At 71.4% G+C, this 24686-nt stretch carries 27 protein-coding genes; 18 read left to right on the top strand and 9 right to left on the bottom strand.

Annotated features, from left to right (window positions below):
* The first annotated feature begins 56 nt into the window (after positions 1-56).
* Complete coding sequence (locus tag R0232_RS03060; protein ID WP_093350392.1) at positions 57-698, top strand: c-type cytochrome; 642 nt, start codon at positions 57-59, stop codon at positions 696-698.
* Positions 699-797: 99 nt separating this feature from the next.
* Here the strand turns inward: R0232_RS03060 and R0232_RS03055 are convergent, their stop codons facing one another.
* Genes R0232_RS03055 through R0232_RS03045 form a run of 3 tightly spaced genes read right to left on the bottom strand, consistent with a single transcriptional unit; the run spans position 798 to position 2910 of the window.
* Positions 798-1334: a DUF2946 family protein gene (locus tag R0232_RS03055; RefSeq protein WP_431511199.1), complete on the bottom strand. Its 537-nt coding sequence runs from the start codon at positions 1332-1334 to the stop codon at positions 798-800.
* Between the two features lie 4 nt (positions 1335-1338).
* Positions 1339-2430, bottom strand: coding sequence for a YheT family hydrolase (locus R0232_RS03050; protein ID WP_431511198.1), 1092 nt, complete (start codon positions 2428-2430; stop codon positions 1339-1341).
* Positions 2431-2457: 27 nt separating this feature from the next.
* Positions 2458-2910 carry a YybH family protein gene (locus R0232_RS03045; protein ID WP_057593960.1) on the bottom strand — a complete coding sequence of 151 codons (453 nt, stop codon included), beginning with the start codon at positions 2908-2910 and terminating at the stop codon, positions 2458-2460.
* A 218-nt stretch (positions 2911-3128) separates the two neighbouring features.
* Here R0232_RS03045 and rutA point away from each other — a divergent pair, with 218 nt between their 5' ends.
* Genes rutA through rutF form a run of 6 tightly spaced genes read left to right on the top strand, consistent with a single transcriptional unit; the run spans position 3129 to position 7417 of the window.
* The gene (gene rutA / locus R0232_RS03040) at positions 3129-4241 is read left to right on the top strand and encodes a pyrimidine utilization protein A (protein WP_431511197.1); all 1113 of its coding nucleotides are present in this window, start codon (positions 3129-3131) and stop codon (positions 4239-4241) included.
* 13 nt (positions 4242-4254) lie between these two features.
* Positions 4255-5046, top strand: coding sequence for a pyrimidine utilization protein B (gene rutB, locus R0232_RS03035; RefSeq protein WP_431511196.1), 792 nt, complete (start codon positions 4255-4257; stop codon positions 5044-5046).
* A gap of 25 nt (positions 5047-5071) precedes the next feature.
* Positions 5072-5464, top strand: a complete 393-nt coding sequence (rutC, locus tag R0232_RS03030; protein WP_431511195.1) for a pyrimidine utilization protein C — start codon at positions 5072-5074, stop codon at positions 5462-5464.
* A 5-nt stretch (positions 5465-5469) separates the two neighbouring features.
* Entirely contained in the window at positions 5470-6276 is an 807-nt protein-coding gene (gene rutD, locus R0232_RS03025) for a pyrimidine utilization protein D (RefSeq protein ID WP_431511194.1), read from the top strand.
* Positions 6273-6869 carry a malonic semialdehyde reductase gene (locus tag R0232_RS03020; protein ID WP_431511193.1) on the top strand — a complete coding sequence of 199 codons (597 nt, stop codon included), beginning with the start codon at positions 6273-6275 and terminating at the stop codon, positions 6867-6869. Before rutD ends, R0232_RS03020 begins: the two co-directional genes overlap by 4 nt.
* 23 nt (positions 6870-6892) lie before the next feature.
* Positions 6893-7417, top strand: a complete 525-nt coding sequence (gene rutF / locus R0232_RS03015; RefSeq protein ID WP_431511192.1) for an NADH-dependent FMN reductase RutF — start codon at positions 6893-6895, stop codon at positions 7415-7417.
* Between the two features lie 10 nt (positions 7418-7427).
* On the opposite strand, the gene rutR is transcribed toward rutF, so the two are convergent.
* On the bottom strand, positions 7428-8123 hold the full coding sequence (gene rutR / locus R0232_RS03010; protein WP_093350367.1) for an HTH-type transcriptional regulator RutR: 696 nt from the start codon (positions 8121-8123) through the stop codon (positions 7428-7430).
* Positions 8124-8328: 205 nt separating this feature from the next.
* Between rutR and R0232_RS03005 the strand changes: the two genes are divergently transcribed.
* The 7 genes from R0232_RS03005 to R0232_RS02975 all read left to right on the top strand — a co-directional run bounded on the left by R0232_RS03005 (position 8329) and on the right by R0232_RS02975 (position 15185).
* Positions 8329-9330: an isopenicillin N synthase family dioxygenase gene (locus tag R0232_RS03005; protein WP_431511191.1), complete on the top strand. Its 1002-nt coding sequence runs from the start codon at positions 8329-8331 to the stop codon at positions 9328-9330.
* A 5-nt stretch (positions 9331-9335) separates the two neighbouring features.
* Positions 9336-9722, top strand: a complete 387-nt coding sequence (locus R0232_RS03000; RefSeq protein WP_431511190.1) for a VOC family protein — start codon at positions 9336-9338, stop codon at positions 9720-9722.
* 85 nt (positions 9723-9807) lie between these two features.
* Positions 9808-10905: a BMP family ABC transporter substrate-binding protein gene (locus R0232_RS02995; RefSeq protein ID WP_431511189.1), complete on the top strand. Its 1098-nt coding sequence runs from the start codon at positions 9808-9810 to the stop codon at positions 10903-10905.
* 21 nt (positions 10906-10926) lie between these two features.
* Positions 10927-12453: an ABC transporter ATP-binding protein gene (locus tag R0232_RS02990; protein ID WP_431511188.1), complete on the top strand. Its 1527-nt coding sequence runs from the start codon at positions 10927-10929 to the stop codon at positions 12451-12453.
* A complete protein-coding gene (locus tag R0232_RS02985) occupies positions 12446-13579 on the top strand; it encodes an ABC transporter permease (RefSeq protein ID WP_431511187.1) in 1134 nt (377 codons plus the stop codon). Before R0232_RS02990 ends, R0232_RS02985 begins: the two co-directional genes overlap by 8 nt.
* Positions 13576-14508, top strand: coding sequence for an ABC transporter permease (locus R0232_RS02980; RefSeq protein WP_431511186.1), 933 nt, complete (start codon positions 13576-13578; stop codon positions 14506-14508). The genes R0232_RS02985 and R0232_RS02980 overlap by 4 nt, the downstream gene beginning before the upstream one ends.
* Before the next feature lie 2 nt (positions 14509-14510).
* Positions 14511-15185 carry a cysteine hydrolase family protein gene (locus tag R0232_RS02975; protein WP_431512851.1) on the top strand — a complete coding sequence of 225 codons (675 nt, stop codon included), beginning with the start codon at positions 14511-14513 and terminating at the stop codon, positions 15183-15185.
* A 4-nt stretch (positions 15186-15189) separates the two neighbouring features.
* On the opposite strand, the gene R0232_RS02970 is transcribed toward R0232_RS02975, so the two are convergent.
* The gene (locus tag R0232_RS02970; RefSeq protein ID WP_431511185.1) at positions 15190-15966 is read right to left on the bottom strand and encodes a hypothetical protein; all 777 of its coding nucleotides are present in this window, start codon (positions 15964-15966) and stop codon (positions 15190-15192) included.
* Between the two features lie 47 nt (positions 15967-16013).
* Between R0232_RS02970 and R0232_RS02965 the strand changes: the two genes are divergently transcribed.
* From R0232_RS02965 to R0232_RS02955, 3 genes are read left to right on the top strand one after another with little or no spacing between them, the layout of a single operon-like run.
* Positions 16014-16613 (top strand): LemA family protein, encoded by a 600-nt coding sequence (locus R0232_RS02965; RefSeq protein WP_371268851.1) that lies wholly within the window; start codon positions 16014-16016, stop codon positions 16611-16613.
* 15 nt (positions 16614-16628) lie between these two features.
* Positions 16629-17555, top strand: coding sequence for a TPM domain-containing protein (locus tag R0232_RS02960; RefSeq protein ID WP_208511292.1), 927 nt, complete (start codon positions 16629-16631; stop codon positions 17553-17555).
* A 2-nt stretch (positions 17556-17557) separates the two neighbouring features.
* Positions 17558-18076: a TPM domain-containing protein gene (locus R0232_RS02955; protein ID WP_431511184.1), complete on the top strand. Its 519-nt coding sequence runs from the start codon at positions 17558-17560 to the stop codon at positions 18074-18076.
* 9 nt (positions 18077-18085) lie between these two features.
* Here R0232_RS02955 and pdeM read toward each other — a convergent pair whose 3' ends face one another.
* Positions 18086-18796, bottom strand: coding sequence for a ligase-associated DNA damage response endonuclease PdeM (pdeM, locus tag R0232_RS02950; RefSeq protein WP_431511183.1), 711 nt, complete (start codon positions 18794-18796; stop codon positions 18086-18088).
* Positions 18797-18873: 77 nt separating this feature from the next.
* Between pdeM and trxC the strand changes: the two genes are divergently transcribed.
* Entirely contained in the window at positions 18874-19323 is a 450-nt protein-coding gene (trxC, locus tag R0232_RS02945) for a thioredoxin TrxC (RefSeq protein ID WP_431511182.1), read from the top strand.
* 4 nt (positions 19324-19327) lie between these two features.
* Here the strand turns inward: trxC and R0232_RS02940 are convergent, their stop codons facing one another.
* From R0232_RS02940 to R0232_RS02930, 3 genes are read right to left on the bottom strand one after another with little or no spacing between them, the layout of a single operon-like run.
* Positions 19328-21931, bottom strand: a complete 2604-nt coding sequence (locus tag R0232_RS02940) for a ligase-associated DNA damage response DEXH box helicase (protein ID WP_431511181.1) — start codon at positions 21929-21931, stop codon at positions 19328-19330.
* The gene (locus R0232_RS02935) at positions 21928-23583 is read right to left on the bottom strand and encodes an ATP-dependent DNA ligase (RefSeq protein WP_431511180.1); all 1656 of its coding nucleotides are present in this window, start codon (positions 23581-23583) and stop codon (positions 21928-21930) included. Before R0232_RS02935 ends, R0232_RS02940 begins: the two co-directional genes overlap by 4 nt.
* Positions 23580-24626, bottom strand: a complete 1047-nt coding sequence (locus R0232_RS02930; protein ID WP_208510552.1) for a ligase-associated DNA damage response exonuclease — start codon at positions 24624-24626, stop codon at positions 23580-23582. The genes R0232_RS02935 and R0232_RS02930 overlap by 4 nt, the downstream gene beginning before the upstream one ends.
* Between the last annotated feature and the right edge of the window lie 60 nt (positions 24627-24686).

Here is a 24686-nt window from a genome sequence, read left to right as displayed (position 1 = left end):
AATCGTCGGTTGATTCGAAAAACGCCCCCCGACGAGCCCCCGATTTTGAGGACGCCATGAGCGCAGACCCGCATTACCAGGCCACCGAAGAAGCCCACACCGGTCCGATCAAGAATCCCAAGCAACTGCTGCTGGCGGTCTTTTTCTCCTTCCTCGCACCCATCTTCATCATCGTGGGCCTCGTGGCCTACGTGGTGTCCGGCAACAAGCCGGCAGGTACCGCCGAGGGCGACAACATGGCGCTCTACGGCGTCACCCAGGAAGCCCGCGACCGCGAGGTCGGCGAGCGCCTGAAGAAGATCGGCGCGATCGAGATCCGCGATGCCAACCGCCCGCTGGCGGCCGGCGAAGCGGTGTTCAAGGCCCAGTGCGTCGCCTGCCACGGCGCGCCCGGCATTCCCGGCGCACCGCACCTGAACGACGCGGCCGCCTGGGGCCCGCGCATCGGCCAGGGCTACGCCACGCTGCTCGAGCATGCGCTCAAGGGCAAGGGCGCGATGCCGGCCCAGGGCGGCGGCGACTTCGAGGACCTCGAGATCGGCCGTGCCGTGGTCTACATGGCCAATGCCGGCGGCGCCAAGTTCCCGGTGCCCGAGCGTCCGGCGGCGGCAGCCCCGGCCGATGGCGCGTCGGCCGCCGCGGCACCCGCGGCTTCGGGCGCGGCGCCTGCGGCTCCCGCGGCCAGCGCCAGCAAGTAATTCGGAAGAGGACCGCGGCCCGCGCGCCGCGCCCACCCAGCAAAAAGCCGGCTTCGCGCCGGCTTTTTCGTGTTCGCTCGCTACGTTTTAGATAGCAACTCAGGCCTGCGTGGCATGGCGTTCGGCCGGGCTCAGCACATGCCCGAAGCGCGCCGGCAGTTCCGCCGCCCTCACCGTCTCGGGCGTCCACAACCCCTGCTCGATCGCATCGGCCGCGAGCCCCACGTCCTGCGTGTGGACCAGCCCCAGGCCGAGGCCCGCCGACAGATAGAGGTGCCCATGCTCGTCGAGCAGGCAGCCCGTGACCTCGACGGCCTGCCCCGTGTGGGCCGTCACCGCGAAGCCGGTCTCGGCGATGCGCCACACCAGCGGCGCCGCCTCCAGCTCCACGTAGACGCGCTGCGGCCCGTTCTGGAAGAACCACTGGCCCTCGTCGTCGTGCTCGTAGTTGCGGTGGATGAAGTCGATCAGCTTGTCGTGCCGCAGCATCGAGCCCTTGGCGGCCGGAAACGGTCCCTGGGCCTGGGTGCGGTCGTCGCGCATGTACCAGTTGCCGCGCGCGTCGAGGCCGAGCCAGCCGTAGCAGTGCGGAACGTTGGGCCACTTGGCCAGGGCCTGTCTGACGATGTCGTCCATGGCCTCATTGTCCCCGCGGCACGGCGCGCACCGCGTCGGCCGGCACGCCGGCCTGGCGGCAGAGCCAGCGCCCGACCTGCTCGGGCATGCCGCGCACGTGGCCCGGCGGCCGCCCCATCGGAAAGCCCACGTGGCCGCCGTGCACGGGCTGCCACAGCGTGACGTGGCGGCCGACCTCGCCGGGCCGCGGCAGGCTGGCGGCGGGAATGAAGGGATCGTTGCGCGCGTTGACCGCCAGCGCGGGCACGCGGATCGCGCCCAGGTGCGGCTTGGCCGAGCCGCGCCGCCAGTAGTCGTCCGCATCGACGAAGCCGTGCAGCGGCGCGGTGAAGACGTCGTCGAAGGTCCGCAGGTCGCGCGCGGCCGCGAGCCGGGCACCATCGAACAGCCCCGGGAACTGCGCCAGCTTGGCCAGCGCCTTGGGCTTCATGGTCGCGAGGAACATGCGGGTGTAGACCAGCCGGTTGAAGCCGCGGCCGATGGCATCGCCGCCCGCCGCGAGATCGAGCGGCGAGCACACCGAGGCCACCGCGCCCACCACCCGCGAGGCGCTCTCGCCGGCCTCGCCGGCCCAGCGCATCAGCGCATTGCCGCCCAGCGAGACGCCGGCCGCGAGCACCGGCGCGCCGTCCTTGCGGCTGGCGCGCATGCGCGCCAGGATCCAGCCGATCTCCTCGAAGTCGCCCGAGTGGTAGGCACGCGGCGCGAGGTTCATCTCGCCGCTGCAGCCGCGGAAATGCGGCACCGCGAAGTCCATGCCGCGCGCGGCGGCGAAGTCGGCAAAGGCCTCGGCATAGTGGCTGCGCGAGGAGCCCTCGAGGCCATGGAACAGCACCAGCAGGGGCCGGCCGCCAGACTCGCCCTGCGAACCGGGCGCATCGGCGAAGTCCACGTCGACGAAGTCGCCGTCGGGCGCGGTCCAACGCTCGCGCCGGTAGGCCGGCGCCGCGCCCTCGAAGCGGCGCGCATAGAGCGCGCCCCAGATCGTCTGCAGGTTGCCGCCGGGCAGCCAGCGTGGCGCCAGGTAGTCCATCGCGGACGGCGTCGGCGCATCGGGCGTGCCGGAGGGAAAGGAAGAAGGAAGGAACGCGGACATCGAACGAAGGAAGAGAACGCCCGGCGTTCAGTGCAGCATCTGCGGCAGCTCGTTCGCGTCGTCGGGCTCGCGCGCGCTGCCCGGGCTCGCATGGTGCGCCACCATGCGCCAGCCCTGCGCGGTCTTGTGATAGACGTTGGTCGCGAGCACGAAGGCATGGCGCGGTCCCTCGACCGTGAGCACCTCGATGCGCTCGAGCACGTTGTGGACCGCGCTCGCGATCGAGTCGATCTTGCGCACGTGCGCGGGCGTGGCGTGGATCGCGCCGTTGCCGAACATCTGCTCGAAGGCCGAGCGGATCGCCGCCGTGCCCACCAGCCGCGGGCCGCCCGGATGGACGCAGAACACCTCGTCCTCGTCGGCCCAGCAGGCCATCAGCGCGTCGATGTCGCCGCGCTGCAGCGCCTCGTAGAAGGCGGCCTCGATGTCGTCGGCGGTGCCGCCGATGGCCGCGGCGGTGCGGAGTGGGGACTTGGGCATGGGCGTGATTCTGCCGCGCCGTGCGTGACGCGGGCACTGCACTGCTTTGGCACGGCGCGCACCGTGCCGCCGCAGCCTCGGGCGATCGACCGCTCCACTTTGGACCATTTGGACAAAACAACGGCCATGAAAATCATCAAGCCATTGATTTGAAAGGATTTTTTCGACTGGCACGCCGCATGCAAGGAGCCTCGCCATCCCGCAACCGGAGCCCTTCCATGAACGTCGGCATCTTCATTCCCATCGGCAACAACGGCTGGCTGCTGTCCGAGAACGCCCCGCAGTACAAGCCCAGCTTCGAGCTCAACAAGGCGATCACGCTGAAGGCCGAGCACTACGGCGTCGACTTCGCGCTGTCGATGATCAAGCTGCGCGGCTTCGGCGGCAAGACGGAGTTCTGGGACCACAACCTCGAGTCCTTCACGCTCATGGCCGGCCTTGCGGCCGTCACCACCAAGATCAAGCTGTTCGCCACCGCGGCCTCGCTGGTCATGCCGCCGGCCATCGTCGCGCGCATGGCCTCGACCATCGACTCGATCTCCAACGGCCGCTTCGGCCTCAACCTCGTCACCGGCTGGCAGCGCCCCGAGTACTCGCAGATGGGCATGTGGCCCGGCGACCAGTTCTTCGGCACGCGCTACGAATACCTGTCCGAATACATCCAGGTGCTGCGCGACCTCTGGGGCACGGGCCGCTGCGACTTCAAGGGCGCGCACTTCCAGATGGACGACTGCCGCCTGAGCCCGCGCCCGCAGGCCGGCATGAAGGTGATCTGCGCCGGCCAGAGCGACGCCGGCATGGCGTTCTCCGCCAAGTACGCCGACTACAACTTCTGCTTCGGCAAGGGCGTGAACACGCCGCGCGCCTTCGCGCCCGCGGCCGAGAAGCTGATCGAGGCCAGCGCCGCCACGGGCCGCCACGTCACCAGCTACGTGCTGATGATGGTGATCGCCGACGAGACCGACGAGGCCGCGCGCGCCAAGTGGGAGCACTACAAGGCCGGCGCCGACAGCGAGGCCATCGCCTGGCTCGGCGCGCAGGGCGCGGCCGACACCAGGTCGGGCGCCGACACCAACGTGCGGCAGATGGCCGACCCGACCTCGGCCGTGAACATCAACATGGGCACGCTCGTGGGCTCCTACGAGACCGTGGCGCGCCTGCTCGACGAGGTGGCCGAGGTGCCCGGCACCGAGGGCGTGCTGCTGACCTTCGACGACTTCCTCGCGGGCGTCGAGGCCTTCGGCGAGCGCATCCAGCCGCTGATGAAGAGCCGCGCGCACGTGCCGAGCCCGGTGCCCTCGCGCGTCGAACCCGAACGCCTCGCGGCCTGACCCGGAGCACGCCATGAACGCACCGGCCCGCAACGCCACCCTCACCTCGACCACGCCCGTCGGCGCGCCGCGCGCCGCGGGCGCGCCCGCCCCGCTGATCCTGCCCGCGCGCCCCGAGCCGCTCGCGCTGCATGCGAGCGACACCGCGCTCGTCGTGGTCGACATGCAGAACGCCTACGCCTCGCTCGGCGGCTACGTCGATTCGGCCGGCTTCGACATCTCGGGCGCGCAGGGCACCATCGCCGGCATCGTGCGCGCCATCGCCGCGGCGCGCGCGGCCGGCCTGCTGGTCGTGTTCCTGCAGAACGGCTGGGACGCCGGCTATGTCGAGGCCGGCGGCCCCGGCTCGCCCAACTGGCACAAGTCGAACGCGCTCAAGACCATGCGCGCGCGGCCCGAGCTGCAGGGCCGCTTCCTCGCCAAGGGCGGCTGGGACTACGAGCTCATCGACGAGATGAAGCCACGGCCCGGCGACATCGTCGTGCCCAAGACGCGCTACAGCGGCTTCTTCAACAGCACGCTCGACAGCACGCTGCGCTCGCGCGGCATCCGCCACCTCGTGTTCACCGGCATCGCGACCAATGTCTGCGTGGAGTCCACGCTGCGCGATGCCTTCCACCTCGAGTACTTCGCCGTGATGCTCGAGGACGCCACGCACGAGCTCGGCGGGGCCGCGATCCAGCAGGCCTCGGTCTACAACGTCGAGACCTTCTTCGGCTGGGTCTCCTCGGTCGACCACTTCTGCCGCAGCTTCGCGCCCACCGCGCTGTCGCAACCCGCCCCGGCCGAAGCCGCCACCGCCTGATCCTCTTTTCTCCAGGAGCCTTCCCATGCCCAAGCAAGCCATCATCCCGCCCGGCACCGGCGTGCCGCTCGCCCCCTACGTGCCCGGCACGCTCGCCGACGGCGTGCTCTACGTCTCGGGCACGCTGCCCTTCGACCAGGACAACAACGTGGTCCATGTCGGCGACGCCGCCGCGCAGGCGCGCCATGTGCTCGCCACCATCCAGGGCGTGGTCGAGGCCGCGGGCGGCACCATGGACGACGTGACCTTCAACCAGATCATGATCAAGGACTGGGCCGACTACGCGAAGATCAACGCGGTCTATGCCGAGTTCTTCCCCGGCACCAAGCCGGCGCGCTTCTGCATCCAGTGCGGCCTGGTGAAGCCCGACGCACTGATCGAGATCGCCTCGATCGCGCACGTGGGCCGAAAGGCCTGAGCTCGATGAGCACCCTGCACTACGAGGTGCATGGCCCTTCGGATGCCGCGGCCACCGTGCTGCTGTCGTCGGGCCTCGGCGGCTCGGCCGGCTTCTGGCAGCCGCAGCTCGGCGCGCTGGTCGCCGCCGGCCACCGCGTCATCGCCTACGACCAGCGCGGCACCGGCCGCAGCCCCGCCGCGCTGCCCGAGGCCTATGCGATCGCCGACATGGCGCGCGACGTGCTCGAGATCCTCGATGCCACCCGCACCGCGCAGTGCCACTTCGCGGGCCACGCGCTCGGCGGCCTCGTGGGCCTGCAGCTCGCGCTCGACGCACCCGCGCGCATCGCGAGCCTGGTGCTCGTCAACGCGTGGGCCCGACCCAATCCGCATTCGGCGCGCTGCTTCGACGCGCGGCTCGCGCTGCTCCGCGCCTGCGGTGCGCGCGCCTATGTCGAGGCGCAGCCGATCTTCCTGTACCCCGCCGCCTGGGCCGCCGAGCATGCGCAGCGCGTGGCCGACGAGGTCGACCATGCCTTCGCGCACTTTCCGGGCGAGGCCAACATGCGCGCGCGCATCGGCGCGCTGCGCGCCTTCGACATCGCCGCGCGCCTCGGCGAGATCGCCGCGCCCGCGCTGATCGCGGCCGCCAAGGACGACGTGCTCGTGCCCTGGACCTGCTCGCAGCACCTGGCCGACGGCCTGCACGACGTCACGCTCGACTTCGTCGCGCACGGCGGCCATGCCCACAGCGTGACCGAGGCCGAGGCCTTCAACCGCGGCCTGCTCGATTTCCTCTCGCGGGTCGCCGCACCCGCCGCCATCGCATGACCACTTCCACTTCGCTCGACGACGCGGCGCTCGCGCTGCTCTTCACCGCCGCGCGCAGCCACAACGGCTGGACCGCCGAACCGGTGTCCGATGCGCAGCTGCGCCAGCTGCACGCGCTCGCCAGCCTCGGCCCGACCTCGGCCAACTGCTCGCCCGCGCGCTTCGTGTTCGTGCGCACGCCCGAGGGCAAGGCACGGCTCGCGCCCGCGCTCTCCAAGGGCAACCTCGAGAAGACGATGAGCGCGCCCGTCACCGTCATCGCCGCCTGGGACCGCAGGTTCTACGACCGGTTGCCCACGCTGTTCCCGCATGCCGATGCGCGCAGCTGGTTCACCGGCAGCCCCGAGGCCGCGCACGAGACGGCCTTCCGCAACGCCAGCCTGCAGGCCGGCTACCTGCTGCTGGCGGCGCGCGCGCTCGGGCTCGACGCGGGCCCGATGTCGGGCTTCGACAAGACCAAGGTCGACGCCGCCTTCTTCGAGGGCAGCGACTGGACCGTCAACTTCCTCATCAACCTCGGCCACGGCGACGCGTCGAAGCTGTTCGGGCGCCTGCCGCGCCTGGGCTTCGACGAGGCCTGCGTGCTGGCCTGAAAGCACCCGGCATGCAACACGCCATGGCCTCCATTTCGACGCCCGCCGGGTTGCCGCCCGGCCTGCAGAAAAGCGACTATCGCAACGCGATGGCGCGACTGGGCGCGGCCGTCAACATCATCACCACCGACGGTCCCGCGGGCCGCGCCGGCTTCACGGCCTCGGCCGTCTGCAGCGTGACCGACGAGCCGCCGACCCTGCTCGTGTGCCTCAACCGCTCGGCCTCGGTGTACCCGGCCTTCAAGGCCAATGGCGTGCTGTGCGTGAACGTGCTCGCCGCGGGCCACCAGTCGCTGTCCGCGCTGTTCGGCGGCCGCACGCCGATGGACGAGCGCTTCGCCGCCGGCCGCTGGCGCCGCGATGCCACCGGCTCGCCGATGCTCGAGGACGCGGCCGTCTCCTTCGACTGCCGCGTGATGCACGCCACCAGCGCGGGCACGCACGACGTGCTGTTCTGCGAAGCCGTGGCCATCGCCCTCGGCGGCGCGGCGCAGGGGCTGATCTACTTCGATCGGCGCTATCACGAGATCGCGGCGCCGCCGCACTGAAGCCGCGAACTCAACGCGGCTCGATGCCCTGCAGCACGATGCGCTGCACGTTCTCCACGGTGCGCTCGAAGAAGCCCTCGTCTTCCAGCGTGTGGCCCGACAGCGCCTGCACCTGCACGCCGAAGTCGGCGTAGTGCTGCGTGATCGCCCACAGCGCGAAGATCAGGTGCGGCGGATCGACCGGCGCGAGCTTGCCGGCCTCGACCCAGGCGCGGATCACTTCGGATTTCTTCTCCACCAGCGTGCGCAGCTCGCGATCGAGCTCGTCGCGCAGCAGCGGCGCGCCCTGGATCATCTCGAGGCAGAACAGGCGCGAGGCATCGGGCCGGTCGCGCGAGATCACGAGCTTGCGGCGGATGTAGTCGCCGATCGCCTCGCGCGGATCCTGCTCGGCGCTGAAGCCGCGCAGCGGCTCGAGCCACAGCGCGAGCAGGTCGCGCAGCACGTTGACGTAGAGCTCCTCCTTGTTCGCGAAGTAGTAGAGCAGGTTGCTCTTCGACACGTCGGCGCGCGCGGCCACCTGGTCGATCGAGGTGCCGTGCAGCCCGAAGCGCGAGAACAGCCCGAGCGCCGCACCCAGGATCGCGCTGCGCTTGTTCTCGATCTGGCGCAGCCGCCGGTTCACCGCCGACGCGCTGCGCACGGCGGGCTTGCGGCTCGGCTTCTCGCTGTGGCTGGCCGCGGCCAGCGCCTTGGTCTTCGGCATCTTCCCTCGCTCTTTCTGTCTTCGTCGGTCGTTGGTTCGGAACGCGCACCACTGTAAGGCCGCGTGCATCGCACCGCGCCGCGCCGGTGTTCCGAAGGCCTCGCGGCGCACCATGCTGACGCGACGAAAGCGATTTGTCCATTTGGTCCAACTGGCACAGACGTTGCATGGCGAAAGGCATGCCAAGCCCATGGAGCCATTCGCCATGACCCTGCTGTCCGTTCCCATCATCGATCTCGCGCCGTACTTCGCCGGCACCGCCGAAGGCAAGGCCGAGGTCGCGCACAAAGTCGACGAAGCCTGCCGCAGCATCGGCTTCCTCGTGATCACCAACCACGGCATCGCACCCGAGCTGATCGAACGCGTGGCCTCGCTGTCGCGGCGCTTCTTCGAACTGCCCCTGACCGAGAAGCGCAAGGTCGACCGCCCGCGCGAGGACGCGGTGCGCGGCTACAGCGCGGTCGGCGAGGAAGGCCTGTCGTACAGCCTCGAGGAGGCGGCACCGGGCGACCTCAAGGAGTCGTTCTCGATCGGCCCCTCGAACGTGCCCGACGACGACTACCACCGCGGTGCCGCGGCCGGTCCGCACTTCGAGCCCAACAGCTGGCCGCCGATCGAGGGCTTCCGCGAAGCCTACGAGGGCTACTTCGAGGCGATGAGCGATCTCTCGCGCTCGCTGATGCGCGTGTTCGCGCTCGGCCTCGCGCTGCCCGAGCGCTTCTTCGACGACAAGATCGACCGCCACATCAGCATGTTCCGCGTGCTGAGCTATCCGCCGCAGCGCGAGCAGCCGCTGCCGGGCCAGTTGCGCGCGGGCGCGCACAGCGACTACGGCAGCCTCACGATCGTGCTGCCCGACGACAAGGGCCTGCAGGTGTTCAACAAGGCCGGCCAGTGGGTCGACGTGCCGCAGGTCGAGGACGGCCTGGTCGTCAACATCGCCGACCTGATGATGCAGTGGACCAACGACCAATGGGTGTCGACGCTGCACCGCGTGATCAACCCGCCCTTCGAGGTGGCGAGCACCAACCGCCGGCAGTCGCTGGTGTTCTTCCACCAGCCCAACTACGACGCGATGGTCGAGTGCCTGCCGAGCTGCCTCGCGCCCGGCGAACAGCCGAAGTACGCGCCGATCTCCTCGGGCGACCACCTGACCTCGAAGTTCGTCAAGCAGACGACCTTCGGCGGCACCAAGGTGACGGCGTAGAGCACATGGCCCACCTGTCCTACGTCAACGTCTTCGCGAAGGACGTGGTCGCGCTCAGCGGCTTCTACCAGCGCGTGTTCGGCTTCCCCGAGGTCGAGGCGATCCGCTCGCCGATCTTCCGCGGCCTCGACACCGGCAAGTCGAGCCTGGGCTTCAACGCGCTCGATGCCTACGAACTGCTGCAGCTCGCCGAGTTCTCCGACACGCGCGGCGTGAAGTTCCTGCTCAACATCGACGTCGACAGCCAGGACGAGGTCGACCGGATGGTGCCGATCGCGCTCGAGGCCGGCGCCACGCTCGTCAAGCCGCCCTACCGCACCTACTACGACTGGTACCAGTCGGTGCTGCTCGATCCCGAGGGCAACGTGTTCCGCATCAACTTCATGCTGTGACGCGCCCGCGGCCCCCTCGCGCCTGCTCGCTCTCCTTCTTCTTTCTCCGGCCCCTTCCGCCATGCCTCTCTCGAAAGGTTGCTCCATGCCGCGCATTCCCGTTTCCTGCCTCGCCCTGACCTTCGCGGCGGGCGCAGCGTCCCTCGCGGCGCTGCCCGCGGCCGCCGCCGACGGCTTCACGCTCAAGGACAAGCCCAAGATCGCGATGCTCTACTTCGGCCCCAAGAACGACGGCGGCTGGACCCAGGCCTTCGACGAGGCGCGCGTGAAGATCGAGAAGGAACTCGGCCAGAAGATCCAGTTCGTCGAGAACGTGCCCGAGGACGCATCGGCCATCAAGCCCGCGGCCGAGAAGTTCATCCAGCGCGGCGCCAACATCGTCATCGGCACGGCCTTCGGCTACTCCGACAGCTTCAAGGACCTGGCCGCCAAGTACCCCGACGTCGCCTTCCTCAACGGCTCGGGCACCACCAACGGCCGCAATCTCGAATCCTTCTACGGCCGCACCTACGAGAGCCAGTACCTGTGCGGCATGGCCGCGGGCGCGGCCTCCAGGAGCGGCAAGCTCGGCTTCGTCGCCGCCAATCCCTTCGGCGTGGTGAACTGGACCATCAACGCCTTCGCGCTCGGCGCGCAGAAGATGAACCCCAACGCCACCGTCAACGTGATCTACACCGGCGCGTGGAACGACCCCGTGAAGGAACGCGCCGCCGCTGCCGCGCTGATCGACCAGGGCGCCGACGTGATCGGCCAGCACGTCGACAGCCCCACGCCGCAGATCGTCGCGCAGGAGCGTGGCGTCTACGGCACCGGCCACCACCGCGACCTGCGCCAGTTCGCGCCCAAGGCCACGCTGTGCTCCTCGGTCTGGGTGTGGGACCGCTTCCTGACGCCCGAGCTCAAGAAGATCATGGCCGGCAACTGGAAGCCCGCCGAGTACGGCGCCTTCATTTCGATGAAGGACGGCGGCACCGACATCGCGGGCTTCGGCCCGGCCGTGCCCAAGGACAAGGCCGCGCTGATCACGGCCGAGCGCGACGCGCTCATGAAGGGCAAGCAGATCTACGCCGGCCCGCTGGCCGACCGCGACGGCAAGGAGCGCGTGGCCAAGGGCGCCGTGCTGTCCGATGCCGACCTCTGGAAGATGGACTGGTTCGTCAAGGGCGTGGTCACGCAGAAGTAGGCCGCGAGGAGTTCCGCCCCCATGCCCAACGCGCTCGAACTCACCGGCATCCGCAAATCCTTCGACGGCTTCGCGGCGCTGACCGACGCGCACTTCGCCGCGCGCTGGGGCGAGGTGCATGCGCTGCTCGGCGAGAACGGCGCGGGCAAGTCCTCGCTGATGAACATCGCGGCCGGCCTCTATGCGCCCGAGGCGGGCCAGCTGCTGGTCGACGACAACGCGGTGCGCTTCGCCGGCCCGCGCGATGCGGCGCGCCAGCGCATCGGCATGGTCCACCAGCATTTCAAGCTGGTGCGGCCCTTCACCGTGGCGCAGAACATCCTGCTGACCGCGCCGCCTTCGGCCGAGTTCCGAAGCCATGGCGAGCGGCTGCGCGACATCGCGCGCGACATCCGCAACAAGGCCTCGGCGCTGGGCTTCGACATCGACCCGATGCGCCGCGTCGACACGCTCTCGATCGCCGAGCAGCAGCGCGTGGAGATCCTCAAGGTGCTGCTCGCGGGCGCGCGCATCCTGATCCTCGACGAGCCCACCGCCGTGCTGACCGACCAGGAGGCCGCGCGGCTGCTGCAGACCGTGCAGGGGCTCGCGCGCGGCGGCGCCGCGGTGGTGCTGGTCACGCACAAGATGGCCGACGTGAAGACCTATGCCGACCGCGTGACCGTGATGCGTGGCGGGCGCACCGTGGCCACGCTGCGCCCGCAGGATGCGTCGGTCGCCGAGCTCGTGAAGCTCACGGTGGGCGAAGCGGTCGCCGCCTCGGCCTTCCGGCCCGCGCCCTCGGCGCGCGGCGCAGTGCGCCTGTCGGTGCGTGGCCTGCGCACCCCCGCTTCGCCCGAGGGACGCCGCGTGCTCGACGGCGTCGACCTCGAACTGCACGCGGGCGAGATCTACGGCCTGGCCGGCGTCGGCGGCAACGGCCAGGGCGAGCTGGCCGGCGCGATCCTCGGCCTGCCGGGCGAAGCCGTCGAGGGCGAGATCCGGCTCGAAGGCCATGGCGACCTGAAGGCGATGGCCGCTTCGGCGCGTCGCGGGCTCGGCATCGCGGCGATCCCAGCCGACCGCTACGGGCTCGCGCTCGCGGGCGGGCTGTCGGTAGCCGAGAACTACGCCATCGGCCGCGTGCACACCGGTCGCTACGGTCCGGTGTGGCGGCTGCGGCGCGGTCGCATCCAGGCCGACACGCAGGAGGCGGTGCGCGCCTTCGACGTGCAGGGCGTGCGCTCGGTGGCGCAGAAGGCCGCGCTGCTGTCGGGCGGCAATGCGCAGAAGCTGGTGCTGGCGCGCGAGTTCGGCAAGTCGCCCACCTTGGTGCTCGCGCACAGCCCGAGCCGCGGGCTCGACGTGCGCGCCAGCGCCGAGGTGCATGCGCGGCTGCGCGCCGCGCGCGACGGCGGCGCCGCGGTGCTGCTGATCAGCGAGGACCTCGACGAGGTGCTGCAGCTGGCCGACCGCGTGGGCGTGATGACGCGCGGCCGCATCGCGGGCGAGTTCGCGCAGCCGGCCGACCGCCAGGCCATCGGACAGGCGATGGTGGACCATGGCTGAAGCCGCGCTCGCCCCCGACACCGCGCGCGGCACGGCACCGCATCGCGTGCAGCCGCTGGCACGCCGCCGCTACGCGCTCGAGATCCGCCAGCACATGGCCTGGCGCTGGCAGGCGCTGATCCTCGCGGCCGCGCTGGCCGCCGGCTTCGCGATCTCGGCCGCGATCCTCGTGGCCGCGGGCGTGCCGGCCGACGAGCTCGCCAACGAGTTCGTGACCCAGACCTTCCTCGACGGCCAGAACTTCCGCGCCGTGCTGTTCCAGGCCGCGCCGATGATCCTGGTCGGCCTCGCGGGCTCGCTGGCCTTTCGCGCGCGCTTCTGGAACCTCGGGCTCGAGGGCCAGATGATCTGGGGCGCCATCGGCGCGACCGCCGTCTCGATCTGGCAGCTCGGCCCCGAGCCGCTGCGCCTGCCGCTGATGTTCGCGGCCGCCATCGGCTGCGGCCTGCTGTGGGTGCTCGGGCCCGCCTGGCTCAAGCTCAGGCTGGGCGTGAACGAGATCATCTCGACCTTGATGCTCAACTACATGGCGGCCAACTTCCTGCTGCACCTGGTCTACGGTGCCTGGAAGGATCCGAAGGACAGCTTCCCCTACTCGCCGCAGTTCCGCGCCTTCGAGCGGCTGCCCGAACTCGGGGCCGGCATCGGCAGCGCGATCCTGCTCGCGGGCATCGTCGCGCTGCTGGCCTGGTGGCTGGTGGGCGTGAGCCGCGCGGGCCTGTACCTGCGCTTCGTCGATGCCAACCCGCGCGTGGCGCATGCCAACGGCGTGCCGGTGCGGCGCACGATCTACGGCGCGGTGCTGCTGTCGGGCGCGATGGCCGGGCTCGCGGGCTTCGCGGTCGCCGCGGGCCAGGAGGGCCGGCTCACGCAGGCCTTCTACCAGGGCTACGGCTTCTCGGGCATCCTGATCGCCTTCCTCGCGCGCAACAACCCGCTCGCGGCCACGGTGGTGGCGCTGCTGGTGGCGGCGCTGTTCGTCACCGGGCGCAGCCTGCAGGTGTTCTACCAGGTGCCGTTCTCGATGGTGCAGCTGATCCAGGCCATCATCGTGGTGTGCGTCGCCTCGAGCGACTTCTTCATCCGCCACCGGCTGCGCCGCGTGGGCACGGAGACCGCGCCATGAACGGCGGCGTGATCCTCAACTGGCTCGCGAGCACGCCCGACTTCGCGGTGCCCTATGCGCTGGCCGCCCTCGGCCTGATCCTCAGCGAACGCGCGGGCGTGCTCTCGCTCGGCGCCGAAGGGCTGATGCTGGTGGGCGCGCTGGCCGGCATCGGCGCGCAGATCGCGATCGGCCAGCCCACGGTGTCGCTGGCGCTCGCGATGCTCGCGGCGGCCACGGTGTCGGTGCTGTTCGCGGTCATGGTGATCTGGCTGCGCGTGAATCAGGTGATCGCGGGGCTGGCGCTGGTGTTCTTCTGCCAGGGGCTCACGGCGCTGGTCGGCAGCCTGGCCGGGTGGACCAACCATGCCACCGAGGGCATCGGCGCGATGGGGCTGTGGCCGCTGTCGCAGCTGCCGGTCGTGGGCCGGCTGTTCGAGCAGAACGCGATGGTGTGGCTCACGCTGCCGCTGTTCGGCGCGGTGGCCTGGTTCTTCGCGCGCACCGCCACCGGCCTGCGGCTGCGCGCCGTGGGCGAGAACCCGCAGGCGGCCGATGCGGCCGGCATCCGCGTGCCGGCCTGGCGCTTCGCGGCGGTGCTCGCGGGCTCGGCGCTGGTGGGCCTGGCGGGCGCCTACATCTCGGTGGTCAGCACCAAGCTGTGGATCGCGGGCATGACCGGCGGGCGCGGCTGGATCGCGGTGGGCCTGGTGATCTTCGCGCGCTGGTCGCCGTGGAAGGCGCTGGTGGGCGCGCTGCTGTTCGGCTGCATCGAGGCGCTGATCCCGCAGCTGGCCGCGGCCGGCGTGCAGTTGCCGCAGTACTTCGTGATGATGACGCCGTACGCGGTGACGCTCGGCGTGATGGTCTGGGTGGCGCTGTCGCGGCGCGGCGCCGACGAGGAGCCCGGCGCCCTCGGCCAGGCCTATGTGCGGGAGGAAAGAAGATGACGCTGAAGGCCTGGGTCTACGACGAACCGCGCGACCTCGAGGCGGCGCGCTTCGCCGACTACCTCGATCCGAGGACCACCGCCGTGGTCTCGATCGACATGCACCGCGGCCACCTCGACGACGATCCCGCCTGCCCGTGCCCGGCGCCGCGCGCCCGCGAGGTGGTGGCGCCGATCGACGGCTTCCACGACGAAGCGCGCGCGCTCGGCGTGCGTATCGTGCACGTGAAGTCGGTGCTGCGGCCCGACGGCAGCGACGACCTGCGCGGCATTCCGGCCGCGTGGCGGCGCACCTTCCCGCTGCACGTGGGCGAGATCCCGAACGCCGACGCGCACGCCCTCGAGGGCTCGAAGTGGACCGAGTGGGTCACGCGCGTGGAACCCGGCGACCTGCGCGTGGACAGCAAGCGGCGCCTCTCCGCCTTCTATCCCACCGACCTCGACTTCCTGCTGCGCAACCAGCGCATCGAGACCGTCGTGCTCGATGGCGGCTTCACCGACTGCTGCGTGCTCAACACCGCCTTCGACGCCAACAACCACAACTACCGCGTGATCGTGCTGCGCGACCTGGTGCGCGGCACCGACACGCGGCTCGAGAGCGCGGCGCTCGCGATGGTCTCGCTGCACCTCGGGCTGGTGATGGAATCGCGGGAGCTGCTGCGCCAGTGGCGCGGCTGAGCGGCTAGGCCGCCTCGGCCGGCGCGCCGAGCCACTCGCGCACCACCGCCTGCATCGCCCCGGGCTGCGCCGCGCGCCACACCACCTCGGGCGCCGCGATGTGCACGCCCGGCGGCGCGATGCGCAGCGCGAGGTCGACCAGCTCGGCCAGCTTCGAGGGCCGTACCGGCTGCTCGCTGCTGGGCACCATGTAGCTCAGCGTTCCGAGCATCCAGGCCGCCAGCCGCTCGGGGCGGCTCGCGCGCTGCGCCGCGGCCGGCTTGCGCGCCGAGCGCAGGATCAGCAGGCGCTCGAAGCCGCAGGCCACCACGGCCTGCTCGTCGAGGTTCGCGAGGCCGCGTTTGAGCGCCTCGGGCAACCGGCCCTGGTCGTGCGGCTGCACGATGACGAGGGTCTGCACACCGCAGCCGCGCAACCAGCGCGCGAGCGCCGGCAGCTGCTCCGGGTCGGGCAGCCACAGCGCGCGCTCGCGGCCGTGGTACAGGCGCGGCGCGTCGAAGGCCACGATCGCGGCCTGGGCCGAGGTCGGCGGCCACTGCTCAATGGGCAGCGGCGGACACAGGCAGGACTCGACGCCGGGCAGCCCGTCGTGCATGGGCTCGCTCACCAGCACGCGCACGTGGGCGTGGCGGTGGCTGCCCGCGAGCCGGTGCAGCAGCTCCTGGCCCAGCGCGCCGGTGGCGCCCGCGATCAGCAGCGTGCCGAAGGCGGCGGAGGCGTTGGGGATGGGCACCGCCGGGCGGTTCGCGCCGCGCAGGGCTTGCAGGGGATCGAGGGACATGGCGGCACCTATGCTAACTTCGGCCCCATTCTGTGGAGGTAATGCAAATGATGATGAAGCGCTGGCTCCTGATCCTCGCGGCGGTCCTGTCCCTCAGCGGATGCGGCTACAACCAGTTCCAGTCGCTCGACGAGGCCAGCAAGTCGGCCTGGAGCGAGGTGCTCAACCAGTACCAGCGGCGCGCCGACCTGGTGCCCAACATCGTCGCCACCGTGAAGGGCGAAGCGGCCTTCGAGCAGGACACGCTGACCAAGGTGATCGAGGCGCGCGCCAAGGCCACCTCGATCCAGGTCACGCCCGAGACGCTCAACAACCCCGAGGCCTTCAACAAGTTCCAGCAGGCGCAGGGCGAGCTCTCCTCGGCGCTGTCGCGGCTGATGGTGGTGTCGGAGCGCTACCCCGACCTCAAGGCCAACCAGTCGTTCCGCGACCTGCGCGTGACGCTCGAGGGCACCGAGAACCGCATCACCGTGGCGCGCAACCGCTACATCGAGAGCGTGCAGGAGTACAACGTGCTCGCGCGCAGCTTCCCGACCAACCTCACGGCCAAGGTCTTCGGCTACGCGCCCAAGCCCAACTTCTCGGTGCAGAACGAGGCCCAGATCTCGGTGCCGCCGACGGTCGACTTCGGCGCGCCGAAGAAGTAAGGCAAAGCTGCGCCAATGGCCGCAGCCCTGATCCGCCGCCTGCTGGCCGCGCTGCTCGCCGTAGCGCTCGGCTGGGCCGCGCTGCCGGCCTTCGCGCAGGCCCCGCTGCCGGTGCCCGCGCTCACGGCGCGCGTGATCGACCAGACCGGCACGCTCGACGCCGCGCAACGCGCCGGCCTCGAGACCAAGCTCGCGGCCTTCGAGCAGCGCAAGGGCTCTCAGATCGCGGTGCTGATGGTGCCGACCACGCAGCCCGAGGACATCGAGAGCTACACGCAGCGCGTGGGCGATGCCTGGAAGATCGGCCGCAAGGGCGTGGGCGACGGCCTGCTCGTGATCGTCGCCAAGGACGACCGCCGGATGCGCATCGCCCCCGCCAAGGCGCTCGAGGGCGCGGTGCCCGACCTCGCGGCGGCGCGCATCGTCGACGAGGAGATGAAGCCGCGCTTTCGCAACGGCGATTTCGCGGGCGGCATCAACGCGGCGGTCGACCGGCTGATCGGCCTGGTCGACGGCGAGCCGCTGCCCGAGCCCGCGCGCGACAGTGGCGGCGGCAGCAGCCAGGGCTTCGACTGGGAGAACCTCGCGATCTTCCTGTTCGTCGGCGTCTTCATCGGCGCGCCGATCGTGCGCGCGATCCTCGGCAAGACCCTGGGCTCGGTGGTCATGGGCGGCGGCATCGGCGTGGTCGCGTTCTTCCTCACCACCAGCCTCGTGATCGCGGTGCTCGCGGGCATGGTCGCGCTCGTGGTCTCGCTGGCCTCGGGCCTCGCACGCTTCGGCGGTGGGGGCTGGAGCAGCGGGGGTGGCGGCGGTGGCTGGAGCGGCGGCGGAGGTGGCGGCTGGGGCGGCGGTGGCGGTCGCAGTGGCGGCGGAGGCGGCGGCTTCAGCTCGGGTGGCGGCGGCAATTTCGGCGGCGGCGGCGCCTCGGGAGACTGGTGAGCATGGCAACCCTCTTTTCCCGACTCGGCCGCATGTGGCGCCATCGCTGGATCGACGAGGCGGCGGTGCGCCGCGTGCTGCCGGCCGACGCGCTCGCGCGGCTGGCCGCGCGCGTGGGCGCGAGCGAGCGGCGCCACAGCGGCGAGATCCGCATCTGCATCGAGGCCGGCCTGCCGATGTCCTACCTGCGCCGCGAGGCGCCGGCGCGGCAGCGCGCGGTCACGCTGTTCGGCAAGCTGCGCGTGTGGGACACCGAGCACAACAACGGCGTGCTGATCTACCTGCTGCTGGCCGAGCACGCGATCGAGATCGTGGCCGACCGCGGCATCGATGCACGGGTGAGCGACGACGACTGGCGCGCGATGGCGCAGCGCATGGGCGCGGCCTTTCGCGAAGGCCGCTTCGAGGACGGGCTCACGCAGGCGCTCGAGGAGATGTCGGCGCTGCTGGTCGAGCACTTCCCGCTGCGCGACGACGAGCCCGACCGCAACGAGCTGCCCGACGAACCCGTGGTGCTCTGAGCCGCTTGCTCAATCGGCCGCGGGCAGCGCCCACACGGCCGATCCGCCCACCGCATAGAAGCGCCGCCCCGGCGCCGACTCCATGGTCCAGCCGCCCGTGAACTCGCCGAAGGCGGGCAGCACGGCCTGACCTTGCCCTTGTGCTTGCCCTTGCCCTTCCTCGTGCACGAAGCACGGCAGCCGCACGCTGTCGCGCCCCGGTCCGTGCAGCCGGCGCGCCGGGTGCAGGTGGCCCGCGAGCACGAAGTGCGTGGGATGCGCCTGCGGATGGTGGCAGCAGGCGAAGGGGCCGAACAGCCAGGGCTCGTCGACCACCTCAATGCGAAGCGCGGGCGGCGGATCGCCCGCGCGGCTGTCGTGGTTGCCGCGCACCAGCGTCATCGCGAGCGCCGCATGCTTCTCGCGCCATTCCCGCACCACGGGCAGCACGGCGCGCGCGGGCGCCGCATGCAGGAAGTCGCCGAGGAACACCAAGCGCCGCGGCGCATGGCGCGCGATCAGCAGGTCGAGCCGCGCGAGGTTCTCGAGCGTGGTGCCGCCCGGCACCGGCAGGCCCAGCGCGCGGAAGGTGGCGGCCTTGCCCAGGTGCAGGTCGGCGACGAACAGCGCCTGCCCGGCCGGCCACCAGAGCGCGCGCTCGGGCAGCAACTGCACCGCTTCGCCCGCCCATTGGAGCGGCAGCGGCGTCGAGGCGGAAGAAGAAGAGGAAAGGGAACGCATCGCCGGCCAGTGTCGCAAAAGCGCCGGGCAGTCGCGTCCGACTTGCAATTCGCCCGCGCCGCCCCTAGCTTTGCCGGATGACCGAATCGCCCACGCTGCACATCGTCTGCCCGCAATGCCACACCACCAACCGGGTGCGCGAGGCGCAACTGGCCAGCGCGCCCGACTGCGGCAACTGCCACAAGCCGCTGTTCGGCGCCCACTCGGCCGCGCTGCCCGACGTGGCGAGCTTCGACCGCCACATCGCGCGCAACGAGATCCCGGTGCTGGTCGACTTCTGGGCCCCGTGGTGCGGCCCCTGCCGCCAGATGGCACCGGCCTACGAGCAGGCCGCGGCGCAGCTCGAGCCGCGCGTGCGCGTCGCCAAGGTCGACACCGAGGCCGTGCCCGCGCTGGCCGCGCGCTTCAACATCCGCAGCATTCCGACCCTGGCGCTGTTCAAGGGCGGCCGCGAGGTCGCGCGCCAGGCCGGCGCGATGGGCGCGGCCGACATCGTGCGCTGGGCCAAGGCCCACGGCGCCGGCTGAAGCGTCAAGGCCGCCGCCGGCGTTCGCGCCGCGGTACCGGCGGCCGGGCGGCGCCCTCCTGCCCGAAGGCCAGCGTGCTTCGCACGCGCTCCGCACCGCCCGCGGTCACGGCACCGCCGGCAGCCTTCTCGAGCTGCTCGACCATGCGCGCGATGCGGTCGGCCACGTTCTCGTTCGACAGCTTCTCGCGGAACAGCTCCACCATCAGCGGAAACGAGAACGGCGTCGGCCGTTCGAGCGCGCGCAGCACCAGCTGCTGCGTGCCCATGCGCGCGAGGCTGGCGGCGAGGCGGCCGATCTCGAGCTCCTGCGACAGCAGCTCGCGCTCGGCCTGCGCGAGCAGCGCGTTGTCGGGGTCGTACTTGCGGAACACCTCCCAGAACAGCGAGGACGAGGCCTGCAACTGCCGGCTGCTGCGCTTCTCGCCCGGATAGCCCTGGAAGATCAGACCCGACACGCGCGCGATCTCGCGAAAGCGCCGCTGCGCGAGCTCGCCCGCATTGAGCGAGGCCAGCACCTCGTGCAGCAGTGCCTCATGCGCCTGTGCCGCGTCGCCCGCCGGCATGCCGAGCACCTCGGGCAGCCGCGCGGGCCAGTCGACCTCGCTCGCGCTCAGCAGTTCGAAGCCGTAGTCGTTGACCGCGATCGAGAAGGTGCGCGCCTCGTGCTGCGCCACGCGCCAGGCCAGCAGGCTCGCGAGCCCCAGGTGCACGTGGCGGCCCGCGAAGGGATAGAGGAACAGGTGCCAGCCCTCGCGCGTCTTCAGCGTCTCGGCCAGCAGCGTTCGCGGCGTGGGCAATGCCGACCACCGCTGCTGCAGTTCGAGCAGCGGCCGCACGCAGCGCAACTCGGGCGACTCCCACCGGCCCTGGTCGGCCAGCGCGAGCTGCTGCACCACCGCGTCGGCCAGCGTGTTCGACAGCGGCATGCGCCCGCCATTCCAGCGTGGCACCGCGGGCCGCTGGCCGCTGGCGCGCCGCACCCAGGCCGTCATGTCGTGGATGCGCACCAGCTCGAGCAACCGGCCGCCGAACAGGAAGCAGTCGCCGGGCTTCATGCGCGCGACGAAGCCCTCCTCCACGCTGCCGATCTTCGCGCCGCCGAGGTACTGCACCGCCATGCTCGCGTCGCTCACGATGGTGCCGATGTTCATGCGGTGGCGCCGCGCGAGCCGCGCATCGGGCACGCGCCACACGCCTTGCTCGTCGGGCACCACGCGCTTGTAGTCGGGATAGGCCGCGAGCGAGGCGCCGCCCTGCGCGACGAAGTCCAGGCACCAGGCCCAGTGCGCGCGCGTGAGGCCGGCATAGGCGGCCGTGCCGCGCACCTCCTCGTAGAGATCGTCGGGCACGAAGCCGCCGCCGAGCGCCACGGTCACGAGGTGCTGCACCAGCACGTCGAGCGGCTGGTCGGGCGAATGGCGTGCCTCGATGTGGCCTTCGGCGATGGCGGCGCGCGCCGCCGCGCCCTCGACCATCTCGATGCTGTGCGTGGGCACCAGCGTGATGCGCGAGGACCGGCCCGGCGCATGGCCCGAACGGCCCGCGCGCTGCAGCAGCCGCGCCACGCCCTTGGGCGAGCCGATCTGCAGCACGCGCTCCACCGGCAGGAAGTCGACGCCGAGGTCCAGGCTCGAGGTGCAGACCACGGCCTTGAGCTCGCCGCTCTTGAGGCCCAGCTCGACCCACTCGCGCACCTCGCGGTCGAGTGAGCCGTGGTGCAGCGCGATGGTGCCGGCCCATTCGGGCCGCGCCTCGAGCATCGCCTGGTACCAGATCTCCGACTGCGAGCGCGTGTTGGTGAAGACCAGCGTGGTGCTGCTGGCCGCGATCTCCTCGAGCACCTGCGGCAGCATCGTGAGGCCCAGGTGGCCGCCCCAGGGAAAGCGCTCGGCGCGGCCCGGCAGCAGCGAATCGATGACCAGCTTCTTCGGCACCTGGCCCTGCACCAGCACGCCGTCGCCGTGGCCCAGCAGCGCATGCATCGCCTCGTGCAGGTTGCCGAGCGTGGCCGACATGCCCCAGACCGCGAGCCCCGCGTTCCAGCGCCGAAGCCGCGCGAGCGCGAGCTGCACCTGCACGCCGCGCTTGTTGCCGAGCAGCTCGTGCCACTCGTCGACCACCACCATCTTGACGGCGCCCAGCACCTCGCCGGCATCGGCGCGCGCGAGCAGCAGCGACAGGCTCTCGGGCGTGGTGACCAGCACCGTGGGGAGGCGCGTGTTCTGCGCGCTGCGCTCGGCCGAGGAGGTGTCGCCGCTGCGCGCGCCCGCGCTCCAGGGCTGCACGCCGGCACCGAGCGCCTCCAGCGGCTGCTGGAGCGCGCGCAGGGTGTCGGCCGCGAGCGCGCGCATCGGCGTGAGCCACAGCACGGTGAGCGGCGGTGCCGGTGCCGGCCGCGCGCCTTCCTTGCGCGGCCGCGCGGCCTGCGCATGGGCCAGCAGCGCGCCGAGCCACACGGCATAGGTCTTGCCCGCGCCGGTGGTCGCATGCAGCAGACCCGAGCGGCCCTGCGCCACGGCCTTCCAGACCTCGCGCTGGAACTTGAAGGGCTTCCAGCCGCGCGCGGCGAACCAGGCGTCGAGCGCCGCCTTGACCGCCCTGTTCATGACGGCAGCAGCGCGGCCAGCGTCTGCAGGGTGTCGGCCTCTTGCACCGGCTTGTCCTCGCGCCAGCGCAGCATGCGCGGAAAGCGCACCGCGATGCCGCTCTTGTGGCGCGCGCTGCGCGCGATGCCCTCGAAGCCGAGTTCGAACACCAGCGTGGGCTTGACGCTCTTCACGGGCCCGAAGCTCTCGATGGTGGTCTTGCGGATGACCGCGTCGACACGCGCCATCTCGGCATCGGTGAGGCCCGAGTAGGCCTTGGCGAAGGGCACGAGCTTGCGCTCGGCCTGTTCGGGCGGGCCGTCCCACACGGCGAAGGTGTAGTCGCTGTAGAGGCTGGCGCGGCGGCCATGGCCGCGCTGCGCATAGACCAGCACCGCGTCGATGCTCAGCGGATCGATCTTCCACTTCCACCACACGCCCACGTCCTTGGTGCGGCCCACGCCGTACTGCGCGCTGCGGCGCTTGAGCATCATCCCTTCGACGCCCATGCTGCGCGCCGCCTCGCGCTGGCGCGCGAGATCGGCCCAGTCGGCGCCGGCCAGCACCGGACTCGGCAGCAGCAGCGGATGCGCAAGGCGCGCGACCAGCTCGTCGAGCAGCACGCGGCGTTCGGCCTGCGGCAGCGCGCGCAGGTCGCGGCCCTCCCACTCGAGCAGGTCGTAGGCCAGCAGCACCACCGGGATCTCGCGCAGCAGCTTCGCGCCCAGCGTCTTGCGCCCGATGCGCTTCTGCAGCTCGGCGAAGGGCTGCACCCGGCCATCGCGCCACACGGCGATCTCGCCGTCGACCACCGTGCCGTCGGGCAGCGCCTCGCCGAGCGCCGCGAGCTCGGGGAAGCGCTCGGTCACCAGTTCCTCGCCGCGCGACCACAGCCACACCACGCCCGCGCGCTTCACGAGCTGCGCGCGGATGCCGTCCCACTTCCACTCGACGATCCAGTCCGAGGGTGGCCCCAGCGCCGCATCGAACTGCGCGAGCGGCAGGTTGAACGGATGCGCGAGGAAAAAGGGATAGGGCTGCCCGCTGGTCTTCTGCACCTGCTCGGCATCCGATTCGGGCGCGATCAGCGTGCCGTAGTCGCCGGCCCGCGGCCGCGCGCCGATGTGGGTGTAGCCCATGAGCCGCTGCGCGACACGCTTGGCATCGATGCCACCGACCGCCGCGAGCGCCTGCGTGACCTGCAGCTTCGACACGCCGACGCGGAAGGCGCCGGTGATGAGCTTGAAGTAGACCAGCCGCTCCTCGGCCGCGAGCCGGCGCCACTGCGCGCGCAGCCTGTCGGCCAGTTCCTCGGGCGCGGCCTTCGCTGCCTCGCGCAGCGGCAAGAGGTGCTGCTCGACCCAGGCCGCGAGCCCGAGCTCGTGCGTTTCGCTCGGCGGCGGCAGCAGCAGCGCGATGGTTTCGGCGAGGTCGCCGACGGCCTCGTAGCTCTCGTCGAACAGCCACTCGGGCAGGCCCGCGGCCTCCTGCGCGAGCAGGCGCAGCAGCTTGGTCGGCACCAGTTGGCGCGGCTTGCCGCCCGCGAGGAAGTAGACGGCCCAGGCGGCATCGGCCGGATCGGCCGCGCGCAGGTAGCGCTGCAATGCGGCCTGCTTCGCGAGGCTCGAGGTGCTCGCATCGAGCTCGCGGTAGAGCGCGGCGAAGTCCTTCATGCCGGCGCCGCCTCCCCGGCGGGCGGCGGCGCTTCCTGGTCGTCCTCGTCGCCGTACTCGGTCTTGAAGCCCTGCGCGTCGAGCCCGTTCTCCGACAGCCAGCGCACCATCACCTGCACGCTGCCATGGGTGACGAACACGCGCTCGGCGCCCGTGCCCGCGATCGCCTGCTGCAGCCCGGGCCAGTCCGCATGGTCCGACATCACGAAGCCGCGATCGACGCCGCGCCGGCGCCGGGTGCCGCGCAGCTGCATCCAGCCGCTCGCGAAGGCATCGGCATAGGTGCCGAAGCGCTTCATCCACGGCGTTCCCTGCGCCGAGGGCGGCGCCAGCACCAGCGCGCGTTTCAGCAGCGCCGCGTCGACGCCCGGATCGGTGACGCGCAAGGTGGCCGGCAGCGCCACGCCCGCGGCGCGGTAGACGGCATTGAGCGGCTCGACCGCGCCATGCACGACGATCGGCCCGATCGAGGCATCGACGCCATGCAGGATGCGCTGCGCCTTGCCGAAGGCATAGCAGAACAGCACCGAGGCGCGGCCGGCCTCGGCATTCGCGCGCCACCAGGCGTCGATCTCCGCGATGAGCTGCGCCTGCGAAGGCCAGCGGTAGATCGGCAGGCCGAAGGTGGACTCGGTGATGAAGGTATCGCAGGGCACCGGCTCGAAGGGCGCGCAGGTGCCGTCGGGCTCGGTCTTGTAGTCGCCCGATGCCACCCAGACGCGGCCGCCGTGTTCGAGCCGCACCTGCGCCGAGCCCAGCACGTGGCCGGCCGGATGCAGCGACACGCGCACGCCGCGGTGCTCGATCGCCTCGCCGTAGGGCAGCGTCTGCAGCGGGATGTCGGCGCCCAGGCGCGCGCGCAAGGTGCCGGCGCTGTCGGTGTGGGCGAGGTAGTGGCCGTGGCCGGTGCGCGCATGGTCGGAGTGCGCGTGCGTGATGACGGCGCGCGCGACCGGCCGCCAGGGGTCGATGTAGAAATCGCCCGGCGGGCAGTACAGGCCCTCGGGGCGCGCGACGACGAGATCTTCTTCCTGCGCGGGCATGGCATGCCATCGTAGGCGCTCGCGGCCCGTGGCGCCTCGGCCCGGATGCCGCGAGGCGCC

This window comes from Variovorax sp. DAIF25 (assembly GCF_050711835.1).
Lineage (GTDB): Bacteria > Pseudomonadota > Gammaproteobacteria > Burkholderiales > Burkholderiaceae_C > Variovorax.
Note: the sequence above shows the minus strand (reverse complement) of the source record. Positions and strands in the feature narration are given on the sequence as shown.

What these genes read in the sequence shown, in the direction of transcription:
- R0232_RS02965 (WP_371268851.1), top strand. Translation starts at nt 16,014, where the DNA reads ATGATGATGAAGCGCTGGCTCCTGATCCTCGCGGCGGTCCTGTCCCTC.
- pdeM (WP_431511183.1), bottom strand. Translation starts at nt 18,796, where the DNA reads ATGCGTTCCCTTTCCTCTTCTTCTTCCGCCTCGACGCCGCTGCCGCTC.
- R0232_RS02985 (WP_431511187.1), top strand. Translation starts at nt 12,446, where the DNA reads ATGGCTGAAGCCGCGCTCGCCCCCGACACCGCGCGCGGCACGGCACCG.
- rutD (WP_431511194.1), top strand. Translation starts at nt 5,470, where the DNA reads ATGAGCACCCTGCACTACGAGGTGCATGGCCCTTCGGATGCCGCGGCC.
- rutR (WP_093350367.1), bottom strand. Translation starts at nt 8,123, where the DNA reads ATGCCGAAGACCAAGGCGCTGGCCGCGGCCAGCCACAGCGAGAAGCCG.
- R0232_RS03000 (WP_431511190.1), top strand. Translation starts at nt 9,336, where the DNA reads ATGGCCCACCTGTCCTACGTCAACGTCTTCGCGAAGGACGTGGTCGCG.
- R0232_RS02980 (WP_431511186.1), top strand. Translation starts at nt 13,576, where the DNA reads ATGAACGGCGGCGTGATCCTCAACTGGCTCGCGAGCACGCCCGACTTC.
- R0232_RS02955 (WP_431511184.1), top strand. Translation starts at nt 17,558, where the DNA reads ATGGCAACCCTCTTTTCCCGACTCGGCCGCATGTGGCGCCATCGCTGG.
- R0232_RS03020 (WP_431511193.1), top strand. Translation starts at nt 6,273, where the DNA reads ATGACCACTTCCACTTCGCTCGACGACGCGGCGCTCGCGCTGCTCTTC.
- R0232_RS02990 (WP_431511188.1), top strand. Translation starts at nt 10,927, where the DNA reads ATGCCCAACGCGCTCGAACTCACCGGCATCCGCAAATCCTTCGACGGC.
- rutB (WP_431511196.1), top strand. Translation starts at nt 4,255, where the DNA reads ATGAACGCACCGGCCCGCAACGCCACCCTCACCTCGACCACGCCCGTC.
- R0232_RS03045 (WP_057593960.1), bottom strand. Translation starts at nt 2,910, where the DNA reads ATGCCCAAGTCCCCACTCCGCACCGCCGCGGCCATCGGCGGCACCGCC.
- R0232_RS03055 (WP_431511199.1), bottom strand. Translation starts at nt 1,334, where the DNA reads ATGGACGACATCGTCAGACAGGCCCTGGCCAAGTGGCCCAACGTTCCG.
- rutF (WP_431511192.1), top strand. Translation starts at nt 6,893, where the DNA reads ATGGCCTCCATTTCGACGCCCGCCGGGTTGCCGCCCGGCCTGCAGAAA.
- rutC (WP_431511195.1), top strand. Translation starts at nt 5,072, where the DNA reads ATGCCCAAGCAAGCCATCATCCCGCCCGGCACCGGCGTGCCGCTCGCC.
- R0232_RS02940 (WP_431511181.1), bottom strand. Translation starts at nt 21,931, where the DNA reads ATGAACAGGGCGGTCAAGGCGGCGCTCGACGCCTGGTTCGCCGCGCGC.
- R0232_RS02930 (WP_208510552.1), bottom strand. Translation starts at nt 24,626, where the DNA reads ATGCCCGCGCAGGAAGAAGATCTCGTCGTCGCGCGCCCCGAGGGCCTG.
- R0232_RS03005 (WP_431511191.1), top strand. Translation starts at nt 8,329, where the DNA reads ATGACCCTGCTGTCCGTTCCCATCATCGATCTCGCGCCGTACTTCGCC.
- trxC (WP_431511182.1), top strand. Translation starts at nt 18,874, where the DNA reads ATGACCGAATCGCCCACGCTGCACATCGTCTGCCCGCAATGCCACACC.
- R0232_RS02935 (WP_431511180.1), bottom strand. Translation starts at nt 23,583, where the DNA reads ATGAAGGACTTCGCCGCGCTCTACCGCGAGCTCGATGCGAGCACCTCG.
- R0232_RS02960 (WP_208511292.1), top strand. Translation starts at nt 16,629, where the DNA reads ATGGCCGCAGCCCTGATCCGCCGCCTGCTGGCCGCGCTGCTCGCCGTA.
- R0232_RS02970 (WP_431511185.1), bottom strand. Translation starts at nt 15,966, where the DNA reads ATGTCCCTCGATCCCCTGCAAGCCCTGCGCGGCGCGAACCGCCCGGCG.
- R0232_RS03060 (WP_093350392.1), top strand. Translation starts at nt 57, where the DNA reads ATGAGCGCAGACCCGCATTACCAGGCCACCGAAGAAGCCCACACCGGT.
- R0232_RS02995 (WP_431511189.1), top strand. Translation starts at nt 9,808, where the DNA reads ATGCCGCGCATTCCCGTTTCCTGCCTCGCCCTGACCTTCGCGGCGGGC.
- rutA (WP_431511197.1), top strand. Translation starts at nt 3,129, where the DNA reads ATGAACGTCGGCATCTTCATTCCCATCGGCAACAACGGCTGGCTGCTG.
- R0232_RS03050 (WP_431511198.1), bottom strand. Translation starts at nt 2,430, where the DNA reads ATGTCCGCGTTCCTTCCTTCTTCCTTTCCCTCCGGCACGCCCGATGCG.